The organism is Phaeodactylibacter luteus, assembly GCF_007993045.1.
Taxonomy (GTDB): Bacteria; Bacteroidota; Bacteroidia; order Chitinophagales; family Saprospiraceae; genus Phaeodactylibacter; species Phaeodactylibacter luteus.
The window spans coordinates 43317-64248 of the sequence record NZ_VOOR01000022.1; the positions used below are offsets into that span (position 1 = coordinate 43317).

At 53.5% G+C, this 20932-nt stretch carries 12 protein-coding genes; 5 read left to right on the forward strand and 7 right to left on the reverse strand.

Translation table 11 applies throughout. The features are described 5' to 3' along the window. Nucleotides 1-2 precede the first annotated feature (2 nt). From FRY97_RS11810 to FRY97_RS11820, 3 genes are read left to right on the forward strand one after another with little or no spacing between them, the layout of a single operon-like run. The gene (locus tag FRY97_RS11810) at nucleotides 3-599 is read left to right on the forward strand and encodes a V-type ATP synthase subunit D (RefSeq protein WP_147167743.1); all 597 of its coding nucleotides are present in this window, start codon (nucleotides 3-5) and stop codon (nucleotides 597-599) included. After that, nucleotides 596-2407 (forward strand): V-type ATP synthase subunit I, encoded by a 1812-nt coding sequence (locus FRY97_RS11815; protein WP_170254614.1) that lies wholly within the window; start codon nucleotides 596-598, stop codon nucleotides 2405-2407. The genes FRY97_RS11810 and FRY97_RS11815 overlap by 4 nt, the downstream gene beginning before the upstream one ends. Further along, nucleotides 2404-2856, forward strand: a complete 453-nt coding sequence (locus FRY97_RS11820; RefSeq protein ID WP_147167745.1) for a V-type ATP synthase subunit K — start codon at nucleotides 2404-2406, stop codon at nucleotides 2854-2856. Before FRY97_RS11815 ends, FRY97_RS11820 begins: the two co-directional genes overlap by 4 nt. Before the next feature lie 76 nt (nucleotides 2857-2932). Here the strand turns inward: FRY97_RS11820 and FRY97_RS11825 are convergent, their stop codons facing one another. The 3 genes from FRY97_RS11825 to FRY97_RS11835 all read right to left on the reverse strand — a co-directional run bounded on the left by FRY97_RS11825 (nucleotide 2933) and on the right by FRY97_RS11835 (nucleotide 12008). Next, a complete protein-coding gene (locus tag FRY97_RS11825) occupies nucleotides 2933-9553 on the reverse strand; it encodes a choice-of-anchor Q domain-containing protein (protein ID WP_147167746.1) in 6621 nt (2206 codons plus the stop codon). A 108-nt stretch (nucleotides 9554-9661) separates the two neighbouring features. Next, nucleotides 9662-10042, reverse strand: coding sequence for a DUF779 domain-containing protein (locus FRY97_RS11830; RefSeq protein ID WP_147167747.1), 381 nt, complete (start codon nucleotides 10040-10042; stop codon nucleotides 9662-9664). Between the two features lie 442 nt (nucleotides 10043-10484). Further along, nucleotides 10485-12008 carry an aldehyde dehydrogenase family protein gene (locus FRY97_RS11835; RefSeq protein ID WP_147167748.1) on the reverse strand — a complete coding sequence of 508 codons (1524 nt, stop codon included), beginning with the start codon at nucleotides 12006-12008 and terminating at the stop codon, nucleotides 10485-10487. Nucleotides 12009-12317: 309 nt separating this feature from the next. Here FRY97_RS11835 and FRY97_RS11840 point away from each other — a divergent pair, with 309 nt between their 5' ends. Then, the gene (locus FRY97_RS11840) at nucleotides 12318-13238 is read left to right on the forward strand and encodes an AraC family transcriptional regulator (protein ID WP_147167749.1); all 921 of its coding nucleotides are present in this window, start codon (nucleotides 12318-12320) and stop codon (nucleotides 13236-13238) included. A gap of 64 nt (nucleotides 13239-13302) precedes the next feature. On the opposite strand, the gene FRY97_RS11845 is transcribed toward FRY97_RS11840, so the two are convergent. The 3 genes from FRY97_RS11845 to FRY97_RS11855 are packed head-to-tail and all read right to left on the reverse strand — an operon-like array spanning nucleotide 13303 to nucleotide 16224. Beyond that, a complete protein-coding gene (locus tag FRY97_RS11845) occupies nucleotides 13303-14550 on the reverse strand; it encodes an aminotransferase class I/II-fold pyridoxal phosphate-dependent enzyme (protein ID WP_147167750.1) in 1248 nt (415 codons plus the stop codon). 47 nt (nucleotides 14551-14597) lie between these two features. Then, complete coding sequence (locus FRY97_RS11850; RefSeq protein WP_246141702.1) at nucleotides 14598-15218, reverse strand: rhodanese-like domain-containing protein; 621 nt, start codon at nucleotides 15216-15218, stop codon at nucleotides 14598-14600. Beyond that, a complete protein-coding gene (locus tag FRY97_RS11855; protein ID WP_147167751.1) occupies nucleotides 15142-16224 on the reverse strand; it encodes a diphosphomevalonate/mevalonate 3,5-bisphosphate decarboxylase family protein in 1083 nt (360 codons plus the stop codon). The genes FRY97_RS11850 and FRY97_RS11855 overlap by 77 nt, the downstream gene beginning before the upstream one ends. Before the next feature lie 539 nt (nucleotides 16225-16763). Here FRY97_RS11855 and FRY97_RS11860 point away from each other — a divergent pair. Next, the gene (locus FRY97_RS11860; protein ID WP_147167752.1) at nucleotides 16764-17828 is read left to right on the forward strand and encodes a PepSY-like domain-containing protein; all 1065 of its coding nucleotides are present in this window, start codon (nucleotides 16764-16766) and stop codon (nucleotides 17826-17828) included. Between the two features lie 465 nt (nucleotides 17829-18293). On the opposite strand, the gene FRY97_RS11865 is transcribed toward FRY97_RS11860, so the two are convergent. Further along, nucleotides 18294-20627: a M1 family metallopeptidase gene (locus FRY97_RS11865; RefSeq protein WP_147167753.1), complete on the reverse strand. Its 2334-nt coding sequence runs from the start codon at nucleotides 20625-20627 to the stop codon at nucleotides 18294-18296. Between the last annotated feature and the right edge of the window lie 305 nt (nucleotides 20628-20932).

The following is a 20932-nucleotide window of genomic DNA, read 5'->3' on the forward strand; positions in this document are numbered from 1 at the left end:
ACATGGCCATCACTTTCCAATACAACAAGACCGCGCTGCAGGAGCTGCAGCAGAAGCTCCGTGCCCGGCAGAGCGCGCTGCCCATTTTGAAGAGCAAGGAGGCAGCCCTGCGGGCAGCAGTGAAAGAGGCCCGCCTAGAAGCCCAATCACTGAAAGCCGAGCTGCAGCAGCACCTCGAAGGGCAGGAGGAAATGGGCCGGCTCTGGGCTGGCTTTGATTTCAGCCTGGTGCAGGTCAGAGAAGTGAAGGCAGCTAAACGCAAAGTGGCAGGGGTGCCAACCACTTGGGTTGAAGAAGTGCATTTTGAGCCGCCCGTATACAGCCCTTTCCATTCCCCCGGCTGGTTTCCGGAAGGGGTCCTTTTGCTGCAAGAATGGTCGCGGCTGGAAATCGCCCACCGGGCCGCTTTACTCCGGGCAGAACAATTGGAGCACGCCCGCAAAAAAGCCACGCAGAAGGTCAACCTCTATGAAAAGGTGCAAATCCCTGGCTATGAGGAAGCGATACAAAAAATTGAACGCTACCTGGAAGACGAGGAGAACCTGGCCAAAGCTGCCCAGAAAATTGTAAAAAAATGCCAAAACCAACAAAAGCTATGATTGCCCCAATGCAACGGTACCTCTTCCTTGTGCACCATGCCGCTTATGCCCCTTTCCTGGAAGGGCTACGAGCCCTTGGCACGGTGCATGTACGGCTGATGGAGCGTCAGGGCACAGCCGGGCTGCAGGACAAACAGCAGCTCAGCAGCCAACTGGAAACCGCACTACGGGCACTAAAAAAACGGGCTGTAAAGCCGCTGCCCCCCGCTAGCGTTTCCATTCAGGCGGGGCAGACTGCTGCTGCCACAGTACTGGAACTACAAGAACAAGTGGAGCGCCTGTCCCGCGAACGAGAGGAATGGCAAAAGGAATACGAGCTGTGGGCCCCTTGGGGCAATTTTTCAAAAAACAGCTTGGCGGGGCTGATGCAGGCAGGATGGCAGCCTCACTTCCTTTCCTTCCCGGAGAAGCATTTCGGCTTACCTCAAGCTGAAGCACTGCCTTTATGGCACATCAGCCAGCAAGGGCCGGATGTGCTGTGCTTTGGGCTTACGCGAGCCGGGGAGCAGATAGACCTGCCCCATGCAAAACAACTGCCTCTGCCTCGAGCAGGGACTGTGGAGCTCCTTGAGAAGCTAAAGGAAGCTGACGAGCAGATCGCACGGGCAGAGCAGCGGCTGGACGAGCTTGCTGCAACAGCACAGCCTGCCATCGCAGCAGCTTTGGAAGATGCACTCGACAGCTTACAGATACTTGGCCTGGTACACGGCAGCCGGCAGGCAGCAGATGAGCACCTGCGCGTACTTGAAGGCTTTGTGCCTGTGGCCCAATCGGGCAGTGTGGAGGCTTTTTGTGAAGAAGCCCAAGTGGTTTTTTTAAAGGGCAGGCCCCGGCCAGAAGACCAGCCGCCGATAAAGCTGGACAACGATGGCTTCACCCGGCTTTTCGTACCTATTGGGCAGCTGTTTGCCCTGCCGAAGTACCACAGCATTGACCTCACGCCCTATTTTGCCCCTTTCTTCCTGCTCTTCTTCGGCTTTTGCCTTGGCGACGCCGGCTACGGGCTGGCCTTATTGCTAGGTGCTACAGTATACAAACACCTGCGTGCCCCTAAAAGCCTGCGGCCTACACTCACTCTTGTCCAATTTTTGGGCGTAGGCACCGTACTGTTCGGCATACTGACTGGGACTGTATTTGGGCTCAACCTGCTGCAGGAGGAATTTGCCTGGCTGGGCGAAGCCAAGCGGTTTATGTTAGACAGCGATCAGACTTTCCAGCTTGCTTTGGGGCTGGGGATCGTGCAAATGCTGTTCGGCCTGGGGATACAGATGGCCAACAAATGGCGGCAGTTTGGCTGGCGGTACGGCTTGGCCCCTTTGGGCTGGATCATACTGATTATTGGGCTATTGGACTTAGCGCTTTTCCATGCCCTTGGCCCTTACTCCAGCTACGCCGCCTGGGCAGGTGCCGCTTTTATTGTCGGCTTCAGCGAGCCAGAGGGCAGTTTTTTCAGCAGGATAGGCAGCGGGGCGTGGGCGCTGTACGGCATCACGGGCCTCTTTGGCGACCTGCTGAGCTACATCCGGTTGTTTGCCCTTGGCATTGCCAGCGCCATCCTGGGGATGGTAATCAACAGCATTGCCCTGCAGATACAGGGGCTGGGCGGCGCAGCAGGCATGATTTTATTTGTGGTTTTTCTATTGGTGGGGCACACGGCCAACCTATTCATAGCTGCATTAGGGGCTTTTGTGCACCCCATGCGCCTCACATTCGTGGAATTTTACAAAAACGCCGGGTTCGAGGGCGGGGGAAAGGCTTACCGCCCTTTGCGAAAAGATTTTGAAATACCTTCAACAAAAGAGATATGAACGGGATCGTATTAGCTTACACAGGCATAGGCCTAATGATTGGGCTTTCCGGAGTGGGAAGTGCCATTGGGGTATCAATGGGCGGGAACGCCACAGTTGGTGCGCTGAAAAAAAACGAAGATGCCTTTGGCAGTTATATGCTGCTGAGCGCCCTGCCTAGCACACAGGGGCTATATGGCTTTGCAGGCTTTTTCATCATCAACTCCTCCGGGGTACTAACGGAAAGCATCACCCTCCTGCAAGGTATGGCGGTGCTTGCAGCCGGGTTCGCTCTTGGCATTGTTGCTTTGATTTCCGCCATGCAGCAGGGACGGATTTGTGCCAACGGCATTGCCGGAGTGGGCGCAGGCTATGATGTGTTTGGGAAGACCATGGTCTTGGCTGTTTTCCCGGAGCTGTATGCAATCGTCGCTTTTGCAGCGACCTTCCTGATCAATGCCGGGCTGTAGCGGCAAATAAACAGCCCCGGCACAGCAGAACTGTACCGGGGCCGGATATTATATAATCTGTTGATTGCGTCAGCGCTTACTGAACGATGATCAGACGGTGAGATTCTACGCCTTCATTAGCGTAAACCTGTACGGTATACGTTCCGGCTGGGTAAGTGCTCACATCAAGGTCTGCCGTCCCGTAGCTCGTCTGCAACTGCTGCAAGTGCTTTCCGGTAGCCATCTCGCTAATGCGGATGGTCACGTTGTTGCCAAATGACTCAGGGATTTCCAATTGTACCAATCCTGCTTTGGCAGGGTTGGGGAAAAGGGTGCTGCCGCTGAGATCGCCAACCACACCTGTGGTGGCATCGGGTACACAAGGCTCTTGGAATTCAAATGCGCCCATATCACGCTGCACACCAAAGACCATTTCGCCACGCTGATCGGGCGTATTATCTTCAGGGTCACCTGCATTGATTGCCGGGCTTGGGCAGTTCAGGGCGTGGGTCTGTGTCATACCTCCATTGTTAGCCAATGGAGAAAGGTTAGGATCTACCGGCATATCTGCTGTACCTTCTACATCGGTCATATCTGCAGGGAATGCATCTGTATCATCCTGTCCAATCAGGTTATAGCCAGCAGACAGCATCGTACCGCCTCCTGCTACATCCTGTCCCATGCCATCAGCTGTGTTGGTTGCGATAATGCTGCTCCGAAGGGTGATCATATTATCTCCATCCATTTGCATTACGCCACCACCCATCATCATAGCCATATTATTGGCAACCGTAGAAGTGCTGACCATCATGGCCCCACCATTGGTGATGCCACCGCCACTATTGGCTGAGCTATTGCCAGAAACTGTGCTCGCAGTCAGCATTAGCATGCCGCCTGCATCATTGTGGATACCGCCACCATTGCCCATGCCAGTTACCATATTATTAGAAATGGTAGAGGACATGATTTCGATAGTACCGCCTGCGTTGAATACACCTGCGCCACCTTGATCGGCTCCACTACCTACAGCAGAGTTGCCATCTACAGTCACATTGGTCACGGTCATCGTGCCAGCTCCGTTCCAAAGGCCACCGCCTTCAGCTGCTGCGGTATTGCCCGTTACCATGCCGCCGGTGATGTCCATATCGCCAGGGCCAGTGATGTGCACGCCGCCGCCGTTGCCAGGGGCGCTGCCCGTGGTATTGTTGCTCAGCTCCACATCCGTCAGTACCACTACCGTAGCAGCGCCAGAGTTGTCCTCTATGCCACCGCCTGCGCGGGAAGCAGAGTTACCAGAAATGACTGTGCCCTCTACCGTCAGTGTTGCGCCAGCATCGTTGAGGATACCACCGCCGCTGCCAGACATGCCGTCTGCCATATTGTTCGAGATGGTGCCGCCCATGACCATGACCGTGCCGCTCAGGTTGTAGATACCCCCACCGCCTTGGTCTGCGCCGGCACCGCTTGCTACGTTGCCGTCGATCGTTACGTCGGTCACCGTCATCACGCCAGCGCCGTTCCAAAGGCCACCGCCTTCAGCTGCTGCGGTATTGCCCGTTACCATGCCGCCGGTGATGTCCATATCGCCAGGGCCAGTGATGTGCACGCCGCCGCCGTTGCCCGGAGCGCTGCCTGTGGTGTTATTGCTCAGCTCTACGTTGGTTAGCGTTACTACTGTAGCAGCGCCAGAGTTGTCCTCTATGCCACCGCCTGCGCGGGAAGCAGAGTTGCCAGATATGACTGTGCCATTGACCGTCAGTGTTGCGCCAGCATCGTTGAGGATACCACCGCCGCTGCCAGACATGCCGTCTGCCATATTGTTCGAGATGGTACCGCCCATGACCATGACCGTGCCGCTCAGGTTGTAGATACCCCCACCGCCTTGGTCTGCGCCGGCACCGCTTGCTACGTTGCCGTCGATCGTTGCGTCGGTCACCGTCATCACGCCAGCGCCGTTCCAAAGGCCACCGCCTTCGGCTGCTGCGGTATTGCCCATGACCATACCACCGGTGATGTCCATATCGCCAGGGCCAGTGATGTGCACGCCGCCGCCGTTGCCCGGAGCGCTGCCTGTGGTGTTATTGCTCAGCTCTACGTTGGTTAGCGTTACTACCGTAGCAGCGCCAGAGTTGTCCTCTATGCCACCGCCTGCGCGGGAAGCAGAGTTGCCAGAAATGACTGTGCCCTCTACCGTCAGTGTTGCGCCAGCATCGTTGAGGATACCACCGCCGCTGCCAGACATGCCGTCTGCCATATTGTTCGAGATGACACCGCCCATGACCATGACCGTGCCGCTCAGGTTGTAGATACCCCCACCGCCTTGGTCTGCGCCGGCACCGCTTGCTACGTTGCCGTCGATCGTTACGTCGGTCACCGTCATCACGCCAGCTCCGTTCCAAAGGCCACCGCCTTCAGCTGCTGCGATATTGCCCGTTACCATGCCGCCGGTGATGTCCATATCGCCAGGGCCAGTGATGTGCACGCCGCCGCCGTTGCCAGGGGCGCTGCCCGTGGTATTGTTGGCTAAAGTTACGTTCGTGAGGACGACGGTAGTGCTTTCGCGAGAATTGTCTTCAATGCCGCCACCTGCACGAGAAGCAGAGTTGCCATCGATAACAGATTCCATGACTACGAGCGTTGCCAAGGAATCATTTAAGATACCACCACCGCTGCCAGCCATGCCATTTGCCATGTTGCCAGCGATCACTGTATTGTTCATTACCATTACGGTGCCACGGAGGTTATAAATACCGCCGCCGCCTTGGTCAGACTCATCGCCACTTGCAACATTACCTGCGATATTTACCCCGCTAACGGTCATTGTGCCCGCACCATTCCAAAGACCGCCGCCTTCGGCTGCTGCAGTATTGTTATTGACCACGCCACCAGTGATATCCATATCGCCTGCACCGGTAATGTGCACGCCGCCGCCATTGCCAGGGGCGCTGCCCGTAGCATTATTCACCAGCTCAACGTTGGTGAGGGTGACTACTGTGGCAGCACCAGAGTTGTCCTCTATGCCACCGCCTGCGCGAGAAGCAGAGTTGCCAGAAATGACTGTGCCCTCTACCGTCAGTGTTGCGCCAGCATCGTTGAGGATACCGCCGCCGCTACCGGCCATGCCGTCTGCCATATTGCCGGCAATTACGCCGCCCATGACCATGACCGTGCCACTTTGGTTGTAGATGCCGCCACCGCCCTGATCCGGGTCATTGCCGCTTGCTACGTTAGCATTAATGGTCACGTCTGTTACCGTCATTGTGCCCGCACCATTCCAAAGGCCGCCGCCTTCGGCTGCTGCGGTATTGTTGTTGACCACGCCGCCAGTGATGTCCATATCGCCAGGGCCAGTGATGTGCACGCCGCCACCGTTGCCCGGAGCGCTGCCTGTGGTATTGTTCACCAGTTCTACATTAGTCAAGGTGACTACTGTGGCGGCTCCAGAGTTGTCCTCTATGCCACCGCCTGCGCGGGAAGCAGAGTTATTGGAGATGACTGTGCCCTCTACCGTCAGCGTTGCGCCAGCATCGTTGAGGATACCACCGCCGCTGCCAGACATGCCGTCTGCCATATTGCCGGCAATTACGCCGCCCATGACCATGACCGTGCCACTTTGGTTGTAGATGCCGCCACCGCCCTGATCCGGGCCATTGCCGCTTGCTATATTACCATTGATATTTACGTTGGTTACAGTCATTGTGCCCGCACCATTCCAAAGGCCGCCGCCTTCGGCTGCTGCGGTATTGTTGTTGACCACGCCGCCAGTGATGTCCATATCGCCAGGGCCAGTGATGTGCACACCGCCGCCGTTGCCCGGAGCGCTGCCTGTGGTGTTGTTCACCAGTTCTACATTAGTCAAGGTGACTACTGTGGCAGCGCCAGAGTTGTCCTCTATACCACCGCCTGCGCGGGAAGCAGAGTTATTGGAGATGACTGTGCCCTCTACCGTCAGTGTTGCGCCAGCATCGTTGAGGATACCGCCGCCGCTGCCAGACATGCCGTCTGCCATATTGTTGGAGATGACACCGCCCATGACCATGACCGTGCCACTTTGGTTGTAGATACCGCCACCGCCTTGGTCTGCGCCAGCACCACTAGCTACATTGGCATCAATTGAGACATTAGTAACTGTCATCATACCGGAGCCATTCCAAAGGCCACCGCCCTCAGATGCTGCGGTATTGCCAGTGACTGCACCGCCAGTGATGTCCATATTACCTGCGCCGGTAATGTGCACGCCGCCGCCACTTCCAGGCATGCTGCCTGTAGTGTTGTTGGAAAGGGTTACATTGGTCAGCACAACGGTTGTACTTTCGCGAGAGTTATCCTCGATACCGCCTCCTGCACGCATTGCGCTGTTGGCATCAATAGTTGACTCCATGACGACCAAAGTGGCAAGGGAATCGTTGAGGATGCCACCGCCGCTGCCGAGCATTCCATCAGCTACATTATTGGAGATAACCGTACCGTTCATGACCATAACAGTCCCCCTCAGGTTGTAGATACCGCCACCGCCTTGGTTAGATTCAGGCCCGCTTGCTGTATTGCCATCTATAGTCACCCCGCTAACGGTCATTGTGCCAGCGCCGTTCCAAAGGCCGCCGCCTTCAGCTGCTGCAGTATTGCCCATGACCATACCACCGATGATGTCCATATCGCCAGGGCCAGTGATGTGCACGCCGCCGCCGTTGCCAGGGGCGCTGCCCGTGGTGTTATTGCTCAGCTCTACGTTGGTTAGCGTTACTACCGTAGCAGCGCCAGAGTTGTCCTCTATTCCGCCGCCTGCACGGGAGGCAGAGTTGCCAGATATGACTGTACCCTCTACCGTCAGTGTTGCGCCAGCATCGTTGAGGATACCGCCGCCGCTGCCAGACATGCCGTCTGCCATATTGTTCGAGATGGTACCGCCCATGACCATGACCGTGCCGCTCAGGTTGTAGATACCGCCACCGCCTTGGTCTGCGCCAGCACCACTGGCTACATTATTGCTGATGGTCACATCTGTCACAGTCATCACGCCAGCGCCGTTCCAAAGGCCACCGCCTTCGGCTGCTGCGGTATTGCCCATGACCATACCACCGGTGATGTCCATATCGCCAGGGCCAGTGATGTGCACGCCGCCGCCGTTGCCAGGGGCGCTGCCCGTGGTGTTATTGCTCAGCTCTACGTTGGTTAGCGTTACTACTGTAGCAGCGCCAGAGTTGTCCTCTATTCCGCCGCCTGCACGGGAGGCAGAGTTGCCAGATATGACTGTGCCCTCTACCGTCAGTGTTGCACCAGCATCGTTGAGGATACCGCCGCCGCTGCCAGACATGCCGTCTGCCATATTGTTCGAGATGACACCGCCCATGACCATGACCGTTCCGCTCAGGTTGTAGATACCGCCACCGCCTTGGTCTGCGCCAGCACCACTGGCTACATTGCCCTCTATGGCCACATTATTGACCACCATAGTACCGGCGCCGTTCCAAAGGCCACCGCCTTCGGCCGCTGCGATATTGCCCATGACCATACCACCGGTGATGTTCATATCGCCTGCGCCAGTGATGTGTACGCCGCCGCCGTTGCCAGGGGCGCTGCCCGTGGTGTTATTGCTCAGCTCTACGTTGGTTAGCGTTACTACTGTAGCAGCGCCAGAGTTGTCCTCTATTCCGCCGCCTGCACGGGAGGCAGAGTTGCCAGATATGACTGTGCCCTCTACCGTCAGTGTTGCGCCAGCATCATTGAGGATACCGCCGCCGCTGCCAGACATGCCGTCTGCCATATTATTGGAGATGACACCGCCCATGACCATGACCGTACCGCTCAGGTTGTAGATACCGCCACCGCCTTGGTCTGCGCCAGCACCACTGGCTACATTGCCCTCTATGGCCACATTATTGACCACCATAGTACCGGCGCCGTTCCAAAGGCCACCGCCTTCGGCCGCTGCGATATTGCCCATGACCATACCGCCGGTGATGTTCATATCGCCTGCGCCAGTGATGTGTACACCGCCACCGTTGCCCGGAGCGCTGCCTGTTGTATTGTTGCTTAGGGTCACATCAGTAAGATCAACTACAGATGCAGCGCCAGAGTTGTCCTCTATACCGCCACCTGCACGCGGAGCACTATTGCCAGAGATGACCGTATTGGTGACCGTCAAGGAACCACTTGAGAGGTTGAGGATACCGCCGCCACTGCCCGATGCACCTGTTGCTGCATTGCCGGTAATTTCAGAATCAACGACCAAAACGCTGCCGCCGACATTTGCGATAGCACCGCCGCCCTGTGTAGCCATAGCACCACTAGCGGTACTGTTGGAAAGCACAGCGTTGTAAATTTCTAAACTGGAGTTATCACAAAAAATAGCCCCTCCTACAGTTGAGGAAGCGCCATTGGTAAGCGCAATGTCTCTTAGGGTCAGAGACGCGCCGCCAGTAAGGTTGAAAATCCGGCTAAGAGAGGCTGCATCAACAATTGTGTTTGAAGAGCCATTGCCAATAATAGTCAGTGATTTGTCAATGACAATTTCTGTACCTGCCAAAAGGACGGGAACGCCATCCAGAGACAAGTCGAAAGTAATGGTATCACCCGGTGAAGCCGCTGCTACGACCGACCGAAGCGACCCCGCTACGTTGTCAACTGCGCTCACAACAGGCAATGTCACTGCCTGTATTTGTGCTGCTGTAAAAACAAGCGCAATCAACATCATGGGCCTGATAAAATTTCGAACCATAATGATGTCTTTGTTTAATTGAAAAATGGGATATCATTATGAGCTACGGAATTTTCATCACGCCCGGATTATCAGTGTTTAAACTTTAGCCAATTTATTTATTTAGGCTCAAGCAACAGCACTGCCAGGCTTTACGGGGGGCAGCTGCCCGATTTCTTCATCGGAAAACAAGCGGGAGCGTATGAGGAAACGCAGCCCCAGAGGGATTTCCAAAGAGAAACTAGCCCCTCGGCCCTTGGTGACATCTACAGTGAGCTGTGTGTGCTGCCAGTATTCGAACTGATCTTTGGACATGAGGAATGGGCAGCCTGCCACATCCCCTATCCAAACATCGTTGTCATCGAGCATCAGCTCTCCATTGGGAAAGCACATTGGGGCGGAGCCATCACAGCAACCGCCGCTTTGGTGGAACATAAGCGGCCCGTGCTCGTCCCTGAGTTTTTCGACAACAGCGGTGGCTTCGGGGGTAATTTTGACTCTTGGTGTCATAGCAATTTTTCAAAGTTTTAAAACAGCAAAGCCCACAGGCATACATCCTGCAGGCTCTGCCCGTTTGTGGCCAATCATAAGGGCGCAAAACCAGTTGCCGTTTTTGGTGGAGCCTGCCCCTGCCAGCAGGCAGGTGCCGCTATGCTACGGGGCTCGCTGCCCGCTCGGCCCTATCGGGCTTACACCCCTGCGCAGCGCTAGGCCAATGCCAGCCTAGTGCCTTAAAGTCATAAATCTCTGATACTTAAGTTGAAGTTATTTTCCGGCTAATCAAGGCGAAGGTTCGCGACTTTAGCCCGAGCTAAAGGAGCGGTTCTTTAACGAAGAGTAGACGGAAAATAACGAAACTTGGGGTGTCAAGGATTTATGGCTTGAGGCACTAGAGCCCGAAGAGCTTAAGCAGCTGCGATAGTTGGTTTACGCCCAATCACAATGTGCTGTTTTAGAAAAAGCCCATTGCTTTTTTATCGTAAGAGATGAGCATGTTTTTAGTTTGGCGATAGTGAGCCAGCATCATTTTGTGAGTTTCCCGCCCGATACCAGACTTTTTGTACCCTCCGAAAGGAGCATGAGCCGGATAGTTGTGGTAGTTGTTCACCCAAACGCGGCCAGCCTGCACTGCACGGGCCACCTGATAAGCCTGATGCATGTCGCGTGTCCATACGCCTGCGCCCAGCCCGTAGAGGGTATCATTGGCAATCTCGATGGCTTCTGCCTCATCCTTGAAGGTCGTCACACAAACGACCGGGCCGAAGATCTCCTCTTGGAAAACCCGCATTTTATTGTTGCCCTTGAGTATGGTAGGCTGTATGTAAAAGCCGCCTTCCAGGCCTTCATTATAAGCAGCTTCGCCTCCGAAGAGGACTTCAGCTCCTTCTTCTTTGCCAATTTTGATATAGCTCAGGATCTTCTCGTACTGATCGCTTGAGGCCTGAGCGCCCATCATGGTCTGAGGGTCGAGCGGGTGGCCGAGCTTGATCTGCTTCGCACGGGCTACCACTCGGTCCATGAAAGCATCGAAAATACTTTCTTCTACGAGGATACGGGAAGGGCAGGTACAAACTTCGCCCTGATTGAGCGCAAACATCAGTGCCCCTTCCAGGCACTTGTCGAAAAACTCATCATCAGCTTCCATGATGCTCTTGAAGAAGATATTGGGCGACTTGCCGCCAAGCTCCAAGGTGACCGGAATGATGTTTTTGGAAGCATACTGCATAATGAGCTGCCCCGTCGTCGTTTCTCCAGTAAAAGCGACTTTATTGATGCGGGGGTTGGAGGCCAGCGGTTTGCCCGCTTCTATACCAAAGCCATTAACCACATTGAGCACCCCCGCAGGGAGCACATCCTGTATCAGCTCCATAAGGGCCAAAATGCCAACCGGGGTTTGTTCTGCCGGCTTCAGGACTACGCAGTTTCCAGCGGCCAGGGCAGGTGCGATTTTCCAAGCGGCCATCAATAGCGGGAAATTCCAGGGGATGATCTGCCCAACTACGCCAAGGGGCTCCGGCACGTTTACGGTAACGGTATTGGCGTCGAGCTCGCTCATGCTGCCTTCTTCTGCACGGATGACCCCGGCGAAATAGCGGAAATGGTCCACAGCCAAAGGGAGGTCGGCAGCCATAGTTTCGCGGATGGGCTTGCCGTTGTCCCAGGTTTCTACCCGTGCGAGCGCTTCCAGGTTTTCTTCCATGATGTCCGCAATTTTCAGCAGGAGGTTGCTGCGGTAAGCAGCCGCTGAAGTATTCCAGGCCGGTGCTGCCGCCCAAGCTGCATCGAGGGCCAGCTCGATATCTTCTGCCGTAGAGCGGGCTACTTGTGTGAAGGCTTTGCCATCCACTGGCGAGATGTCTTCAAAGTAGGCTCCTTTTACAGGGGGCGTCCATTTGCCACCGATAAAGTTGTCATATTGTTCTTTAAATTGGGGCGCGCTCAGCTTGTCTTGAGCTGCCGTTGCTACCTGGCTCATATTATCTGGTTTTGTGAATTGATATATTATTCCGGACAATAGCTTTATACAAAATTTAACCACTATCATCCATTCCATCACAAAACTAAGGCCAAGTAAAACCGTAAGTATGACTTATCCTCCCACATAGCTGAACTATCCTGTCAATACACCCTAAAAAAACCACCACCTCATAATTATCTTCCGTTATTCCATATCTTAATGCTATCATTTAAAGAAAACGCGCCTGCTCCCCTTTTTTTATTTCAAATGCTTGACAGCTTTCTGTGGCCAGCACCTTTTTGGCTGGCGCCAAAATAACGATCGCCTATGCTACAACTGCCCAAAGACTTTTCGCTATACAGAAGACTGGACACGCTTGTGGAGAACAAGACCGCCTTCACCATGGAACAGGCGGAGGTCAACATCTTCGAGACCCACCAACAAGCAGAGGAAGTCCTACTGAAGTTCCAACAGCCCGTGTTTGCCAGCATGATCCGGGGGAAAAAGCTCATGAAGCTAAAGGCAGAGCCTTTGTTCGAGTTTTTGCCGGGGGAGTCCTTGCTGCTGCCTGCCGATCAGACCATGTGCATCAACTTTCCAGAAGCGCAGCTGAACAACCCCACGCACTGCCTGGCCATGACGCTTTCTGAAGACAAGATACAGCAGACGGTAGCCCTCCTCAATGAGACTATGCCCAAGACCGATCAGGAAGAATGGCGCTTCACGCCGGGCAGTTTCCATTTCTCGAACAGCCCTGCCATACAGCAGATCATACAGCGGCTCCTGTTCCTGAGCACGGAAGAGCACCCCTCCAAAGACCTGTTTGCCAACCTGATGCTTCAGGAGCTTATCGTACGCATCCTACAGACCGAATCGCGGGCCAATTATATAGAGAGCGAAAAAGGAGAGGGCAACGACCGATTGGCTTTTGCCGTCACCTACATCCGCAAGCACCTCAGCGAGCCACTAACCGTGGAGCAGATCAGCCAAAAGGTGTACATGAGCGAATCTAGTTTCTACCGGGCTTTCCGGGATACCTTTGGGGTTACCCCCGTAGAGTTCATCAACAATGAGCGCATGAAACTGGCCAGGCGGCTACTGCAAAACCCTGGGCGCAAAGTACAGGACGTCTACCTCTCTGCCGGCTACAACAGCCTATCGTATTTCAACCGGGTGTTCAAACGCAAGTACGGGCTTTCGCCCAAAGCATACCGGGAGCAGGTGCTCAGTGGGAGGGAAGAGGGATAAAAAAAGCCGGAGCCCCCAATATTTTCGGGCGCCCCAGCTTGCTATCATCTAAAGCCAAGCCTTATTATTCTGGCTTGATCATTTCTGCCTGCTTACGGTACTCGCCCGACTTCAGCTTATCGGAAATGGCAGTAAAGGCATCGATGGTGATTTCAATGTCCTCCTTGGTATGTGCAGCGGTCGGTATCAACCGGAGCAGGATCATCCCTTTCGGGATAACCGGATAAACCACTACCGAGCAGAAAATGTCGTAGTTGTCGCGTAGGTCGCGCACCAGCACCATCGCCTCTTCCACAGAACCATGCATGTAGACCGGCGTCACACAGCTGCTTGTCGTGCCAAGGTCAAAACCGCGCTCGCGCAGCCCTGCCTGCAGCAGGTCCGCATTTTCCCATAGCTTAGCTTTGAACTCAGGGCGGGTGCGAAGCATTTCCAAGCGCTTGATATTGCCAATGGTAATCGGCATCGGAAGGGACTTGGCGAAAATCTGTGACCGCAGGTTGTAGCGCAGGAACTCAATAACCTCCTTGTCGCCACCTACGAACGCCCCTATGCTTGCCATCGACTTCGCGAAAGTGCTGAAGTACAAGTCGATTTCATCCTGTACGCCCTGCTCTTCGCCAGCACCGGCACCGGTCTCTCCCAAGGTGCCAAAGCCGTGGGCATCGTCTACCAGCAAACGGAAGCCATATTCTTCCTTGTATGCAACAATCTCTTTGAGGATGCCCTGCTCCCCACGCATACCAAAGACCCCTTCAGTAATCACAAGGACGCCGCCGCCGGTCTGTTCTGCGAACAATACGGCCTTCTTGATCTGCTTCTCGAAGCTATCGATATCGTTGTGCTCAAAAGGCAAGCGCTTGCCAAGGTGCATGCGGATGCCATCATAGATACAGGCGTGGCAGTCTTTATCGTATACGACTATGTCCTTTCGGGTAAGCAGAGAATCAACGATAGACATAATGCCCTGGTACCCGAAATTGAGCAGCATGACCTCTTCCTTTTTTACAAAATCGGCAAGATCACGCTCGAGCTGTTCGTGGTAGCTGGTTTCGCCCGACATCATGCGGGAGCCCATAGGATAGGCCAGGCCCCAATCGCGGCTAGCCTCCTCATCTATCTTGCGGATTTCGGGGTGGTTGCCCAGGCCGAGGTAGTTGTTCACACTCCAGACGATCTTCTCCTTTCCCTGGAACTGCATGCGGCTGCCGAGCTCCCCTTCCAGTTTTGGAAACGTGTAGTAACCGTGAGCGGTACGGGACCACTTACCGAGCGGCCCTCTGTCTTCCAAAAACTTTGCAAATAAATCCATAAGCGCAATGATTTGAATTTGATCCTTTTGTGAAATTGCGGGGGCGGTCACCAAACCTTCTCCACATCAGGGCGGTCTACCCACTTGCCCCACTTCGCGTTATAGGTATGCACCTTGCGGGTAGGTTTTCCATCGGGGCCCACTACCGGGTACCCTTCATTGACCCACTCGAAAATGCTGCCATACATATTGTACACCTGTGTATAACCTTTTCCCTTTAGCTTTTCCGCTACTTTTTCGCTGCGGTAGCCTACGGAGCAGTAGAGCACCAGCTTGGCATCTTTGGGCACGCCCTCAAGTGCTTCACTATTTAAGTCTTTGTACCCCAAAAACTTAGCTCCTTCAATGTGGCTTACATCGAATTCCTCCTGCTCCCGGGCGTCAAAGATATAAACTTCCTCCTGAATATCCCTAACCTCCTGAACGCCAATTACTGGAGCGCTAAACTGTAGCATGCGGGACAGTTTTTGGTCAAACTCCGGGTTGTTTACCGGCGGCCGGTCTTCGGGTGGCTGAGTGCAGCCCGGCCTGCCGAGCATCAACAGCCCAATCACCATAGATAGATAGCGCATAGTGTAGTCTTTAATTTGGCTAAAGCTGTACCGGGCCTTGCCCCACGTGGTCAGCAATCCACCGGCCTTCTTCACAATAAGATACCAGTTCAGCATGTATAAAGTTTTCTACTGCCTCTTTTACCCGGGCAGGGTAGAACAGGTGCAGGTTGGGGCCGGCATCCAAGCTGAAGTACAAAGGGTGGCCGGTATCTCTGCGGTAGGCCTGCACCTTCTCGATCAGGGTAAGGGTATGCGGCTTGATGAGGATGTAAGGCGGGTTGGAAGCCATCATTAAGGCGTGCAAGGTGAGGGCCTCTGCCTCCAGCAGCTGCCCAAAGCGTTCTTCGTCTCCAGTGCGCAATGCGCCCAAAAGGGTGTGTATGTGCTGCCGGGCTTGCTGATAGCGGTTGTCTGCATATATATTGCCTTCCATGAGGGCGTGCCCTGCACGGCTTGATACCGCTTTCTCTCCTTTGCTGACGATAAGGATGGCATCCTGATAGGTTTTGAACACCTCGTGTACTTCCTGCAAAGGGGTAGCGTAAAGGTTGGAAGCCCCGGCCACCTCGCCCGTTTCTCCCCAAAGCGCCAGCCCCGGATATACCGAACGGCAAGCACTGCCTGAGCCCAGGCGGGCAATGTAAGAAGCCTTCCGGAAAAACGCTGCATCATCGGCTAGTGTGCCGAACAGCTCCCGCTCGATGCTGCACAGGCATAAGGCCAGGGCGCTCATGCTCGATGCAGAAGACGCAATGCCTGAGGAGTGCGGAAAAGAGTTGGTGGAGCGGATCGTCCATTTCAGCTGCCGCAAAAAGGGGTAAATTTCCGTGATGCTGCCTAAGAACTTTTCCAGCTTGCCAGCAAAAGCAGGGTTGGGCTGCCCTTCAAAGTAGAAATCCAGGCTGATGCCAGTGCCCGTGTCCTTACGGTACTCGTAGGCTACCTCCGTTTCTGTATAAGCCCGGTCGAGTGTAAAGCTGACAGAAGGGTTGCGGGGCAGCTGCTGCCCGTACTTGCCCCAATACTTGACGATAGCCAGGTTGGATGGGCTGCGCCAAATGGCCCTGCCTGGGGCTACCTTGCCTGATTCTACAATGAATTTGGGGTTTTTATAATCCATATCGGTTTGTTTATAATAAGGTGATGGCAATTGGCCGCCCCCCTGCCAGCGAAATGGCTACGAGAACCCAAACGGGAAGACCTACAATATGTTGGGCCCTCTTGCCATATATCTTACCTCAAAGGTACGTAAGCCTGTAGGATACCGGAGCGAAAGCCCGTGGGAATTTGTACTGCGGCTTTTGCCTTGCAGCGCAAGCCCCATTGCGTCAGTTTTTGGCCATAGCAAAGCCTTTTGTGCCTGATTTCGAATACAAAAATTGGCAAATCTATATTTTGAATTAAATATTATTCTAATGTAATTGCAGTAAAAAATATCTCTTGACACCATTTTACAGATTCTACTTAGTTGCTATTGCCCATTGTTCGTATTGACAAATCTCTTTTTTTGTACTTGCCCTCCCCCTCCCATGCCCGTATGTTTGTAGTGTTGTTACTGATCAGTGATACTTACAGCGCTCTAAAGTGGGCGTTGGATACAACTCAACTCTCTCTCTTTTTCAAACCGGGCTACAGACAGCCCAAAAACTAAAATTTGCTATGAAAAATTGGATGATGGCCGCATTTGCCATATTAGCGTTCAGCAGCTGCGAACTCCTCGATGATATGCCTATCGATATCGGCAATGGCAATGGCTCTTCTACGACTTTTATCACTCAGTTCAATCCAGAAGCCATCTTTAGCCCTTGCGAAGAAGGCACAGACATCAACATCAACAGCCTGCCCGCCGATGCCCTCGCTTACATTCAGGGCAACTACCCCGGCTACACTATAGATGATGCCGACCGCTATGTGGAAGGCAGTGGCGAAATCCGCTACGGGGTAGACATCAAACAAGGCACAGAGGAAATAGAGCTGCTCTTCGACGCCAACGGAAGCCTCATCAGTGCTGGCCCGGACACAGACGATGTTTACATCAGTATTGCCGACCTGCCCCAGGAAGTGCTTGACTACATCGAAGCGGAATTCCCTGGCTATACGATTGACGAAGTCAGCATCGACCTTGAGTATGGGCTGGAGTTTTTCGAAGTAGAACTGAACGACGACATCGAGGTCTACTTCTCTATTGACGGCCTCTTTGCCTGCAGCGAGAACAGCGATGGCGACGACAGCAACAACGACGACGATGATGACAACGGCAACAACGATGATGACGATGATGACGACGACGACGACAACAATGATGATGACGATTGGAATGACGACGATCAGCAAGTCAACTTGCCCGCAGCAGCTGTAGCCTACATCAACAACAACTACCCAGGCTATCAGATTGACGAAGCCTACCTAGAGCGTTTCTGCGACGGCAACCTCATCGAGGTTGAAATTGAAATGGGAAGCCAAGACCGCGACCTTTACTTTACGGCAGATGGCGTATTCCAATTCGAAGCAGATGATATCAGCATCAGCGCATTGCCGGAAGCAGTCCGGAGCACACTGCAAGCGCAGTACCCAAACTATGAAATTGACGACGCTGAAATCCTGACCGGTGGAGACAGCAGCCCTCAGTACTGGGTAGAACTCGAGCACTCCAACGATGAGGACGAAGACTTGGATGTTGTCCTTAATGCAGATGGCAGCATCTTCTGCTCCTTCGAAGATTAAGCAGGAAAAACTAACGCGCACTCTTCTTTATGTGCGGCCGGATTTTGGCTGCCGACTATAACAAACCGGAATATTGATTATTCACCGGTAACATTCATTTCCCCCATTTTTCTAAAAGCCGCCTTTGATGCTTCAAAGGTGGCTTTATTTTATGCCTCCTATTTTGGCGCATACAAGCCCAAGGCAAAGGAAAGAAGAAAATAGCGCCTGTATTTGGGCTTAAAAACAAGCACAATCTAGTTTTATACATACCTATACCAAACATATATACCTATAAAACACTAATTAACAGTCCCATAAAAAACAAATGGTAAAAAAACAAATACACAATGATTTTACAGAAAATCACAGCGGAGCATTCATTCTCAGGCCAAAAACAGTATAATTTAAGGCAAGCACAATAAAAAAGGCCCCGGATTGCCAAAAGCAGCCCGGAGCCTTTTCCCTCATACAGAAAAGCAGCGACTAGTCCGTACCTTCCTCTTTAGCCTTAGCGCGGCGGTCCCGCTGCATAGGGTTTTCCCCTCCGCCCCAAGAGCGGCGCTTGTACAGCTCGAAACGGTTGAGCTGTGTACGAGGCGGATAATAGTTATTGCCTGTATCGGTATCGGCCGTTTCGAGGTAAGGGTCCACCACAATTTGCTGAACCTCCTTTTCAGTAATGAAGACCTTAGAGACCTCCTTGTCATTCATGCGCCAAATCTCAGCAGGGATGTAGTGGTCTTCAATTGAGCCATCTTCAAACTGAAACTGAACGATAATAGGCATGACCAAGCCGCCGATATTACGGAAAGAAAGCTCGTAATAATTCTTTCCAGCCTCGAGCATAGCCCGTTCTTCATCGCTCAGGCTGCTCAAGTACTTTTCGTACTCTTCCCGATCAAGGATACTGACAGAGAGCGGGTCATAATCCGTATAGAAATCACGCAGGGCCGGATCAATCTCGTCCTGTGTTTTCTCAATTTCCGCTGCATTCCGGATACTGCTGATATACTGAGGCTCCTCCTCCCTCATTTTTTTGGACAACTCGCTTTCTGCCAGTGGCTCCTGCGTATCGATGCGGTACCACTTCACACCGTCGAGGGCGATGTCCACGTGGTCTGTAGTAAAGAACCACCCGCGCCAAAACCAGTCGAGGTCGATAGCTGAGGCATCCTCCATGGTACGGAAAAAGTCGGCAGGAGAGGGGTGCTTGAACATCCAACGGTTGGAGTAAGTCTTGAACGCATAATCGAACAGCTCACGCCCCATGATGGTCTCCCTCAGGATGTTCAGCGCGGTAGCCGGCTTGCCATAAGCGTTGTTCCCAAACTGATAGATAGACTCCGAGTTGGTCATGATGGGCGTAATCTTGCTTTTATCACCCTTCATGTAGTCCACAATTTTGTGCGCAGGCCCGCGGCGGCTGGGGTAGTCCCGCTCCCACTGCTGCTCCGCCAGGTACTGCAAGAAAGAATTGAGGCCTTCGTCCATCCACGTCCACTGCCGCTCATCCGAATTGACGATCATAGGGAAGTAGTTGTGCCCGACCTCATGAATAATGACCCCGATCATACCATACTTCACCCGTTCTGTATAGGTGCCATCCTCTTCCGGGCGCCCGAAGTTGAAACAGATCATAGGATACTCCATCCCAATCGCTTTTGCATTGATCGACCAAGCCACAGGGTAGGGGTAGTCAAAAGTATAGTGAGAGTACCACTTCAGGGTATGAGCAACGGCTTTGGTAGAGTACTTTTCCCAGAGCGGGTTGCCCTCTTTGGGATACATAGACATAGCCATTACTACAGAGCCATCGCTCTGCTCTACGCCCATTGCATCCCAGATGAATTTACGGGAAGACGCGAATGCGAAATCGCGCACATTTTCTGCAGCGAACTTCCAGGTCTTGGTCTTGGCTGCTTTCTCTTTTTCATTTTCACGGGCTTCCTCTTCCGAGACGATGATCACAGGGTTGTCCCGCTCCGCTTTAGCCTCTTCGAGCTTTTTGCGCTGCGCGCGGGTAAGCACCTCATTGGGGTTTTGCAAAGTGCCCGTTGCCGCCACGAGGTGGTCTTCCGGTACGGTGATGCTGACTTCATAATTGCCAAAGGGGAGGGTAAACTCCCCCCGCCCCAAAAACTGCTTATTCTGCCAGCCCTCTACATCGTTGTAGACCGCCATACGGGGGAAGAACTGTGCTATAGTGTACAAGTAATTGTCATCCTCCTCAAAATACTCATACCCAGACCGGCCACCAATTTCCATGCGGTCATTGATATTGTACCACCACTTGATACTAAAGGTATAGGAAGCCCCCGCCTTCAAGGGCTCAGGCAGGTTGATCCGCATCATAGTTTTCACCACCGTATGCGACAAGTCCTTGCCATTTGCATCCCTTACATAATCCAGTTTAAAGCCGCCATCGAAAGTAGGAGTGAGGGACTTCAGCTGACCGGAAGACATGCGGTCGTCCATGCTCGAAGGGCTCGTTTTGTAGGTATCAGAATCTTTGGCGCGCATATTCTGATCGAGCTGCACCCAGAGGTACTCGAGGTTGTCCGGAGAATTATTAAAGTAGGTAATCTCTTCTGTGCCATAAATGCGCTGCTGCTCGTCGTCCAGCTCCAAGCTGATGTTGTAATCTGCACGCTGCTGCCAGTACTCGTGCCCCGGTGCGCCAGCTGCATTGCGGTACACATTTGGGGTCGGCAGCTCATTGTACATCTGCCGGAACTTATTCTTGTTCACATTCTCTTCCTGTGCAGCCGCTGAAAGCGCCAGCACGCACAAAAAGGAAAAAAGCAATAATCGCTTCATAAGGATAAACAATATTTATTGGTCAATGATATAACATCCACAGCTGCCCGGCATAGGCATAGGCAGCCACACTAAATTACGCAATCTATACGCCTAATTCCAAGGCTTGCAAAGAGTAAGCCCCGAAATAGCAATTTAAGTTACATCCAATGGGCGCAAACCAGATTGCTGTTTTTGGGACTCTACCTGCCGCAAGGAGGGGTCCCGCCCAGCCTGCTTAGGGGATAGGGGCCTGCACCTGCCCAATGTGCAGGTGCCGCTATGCTACGGGGCTCGCTATCCGCTCGGCCCTGCGGGCTTGCCAC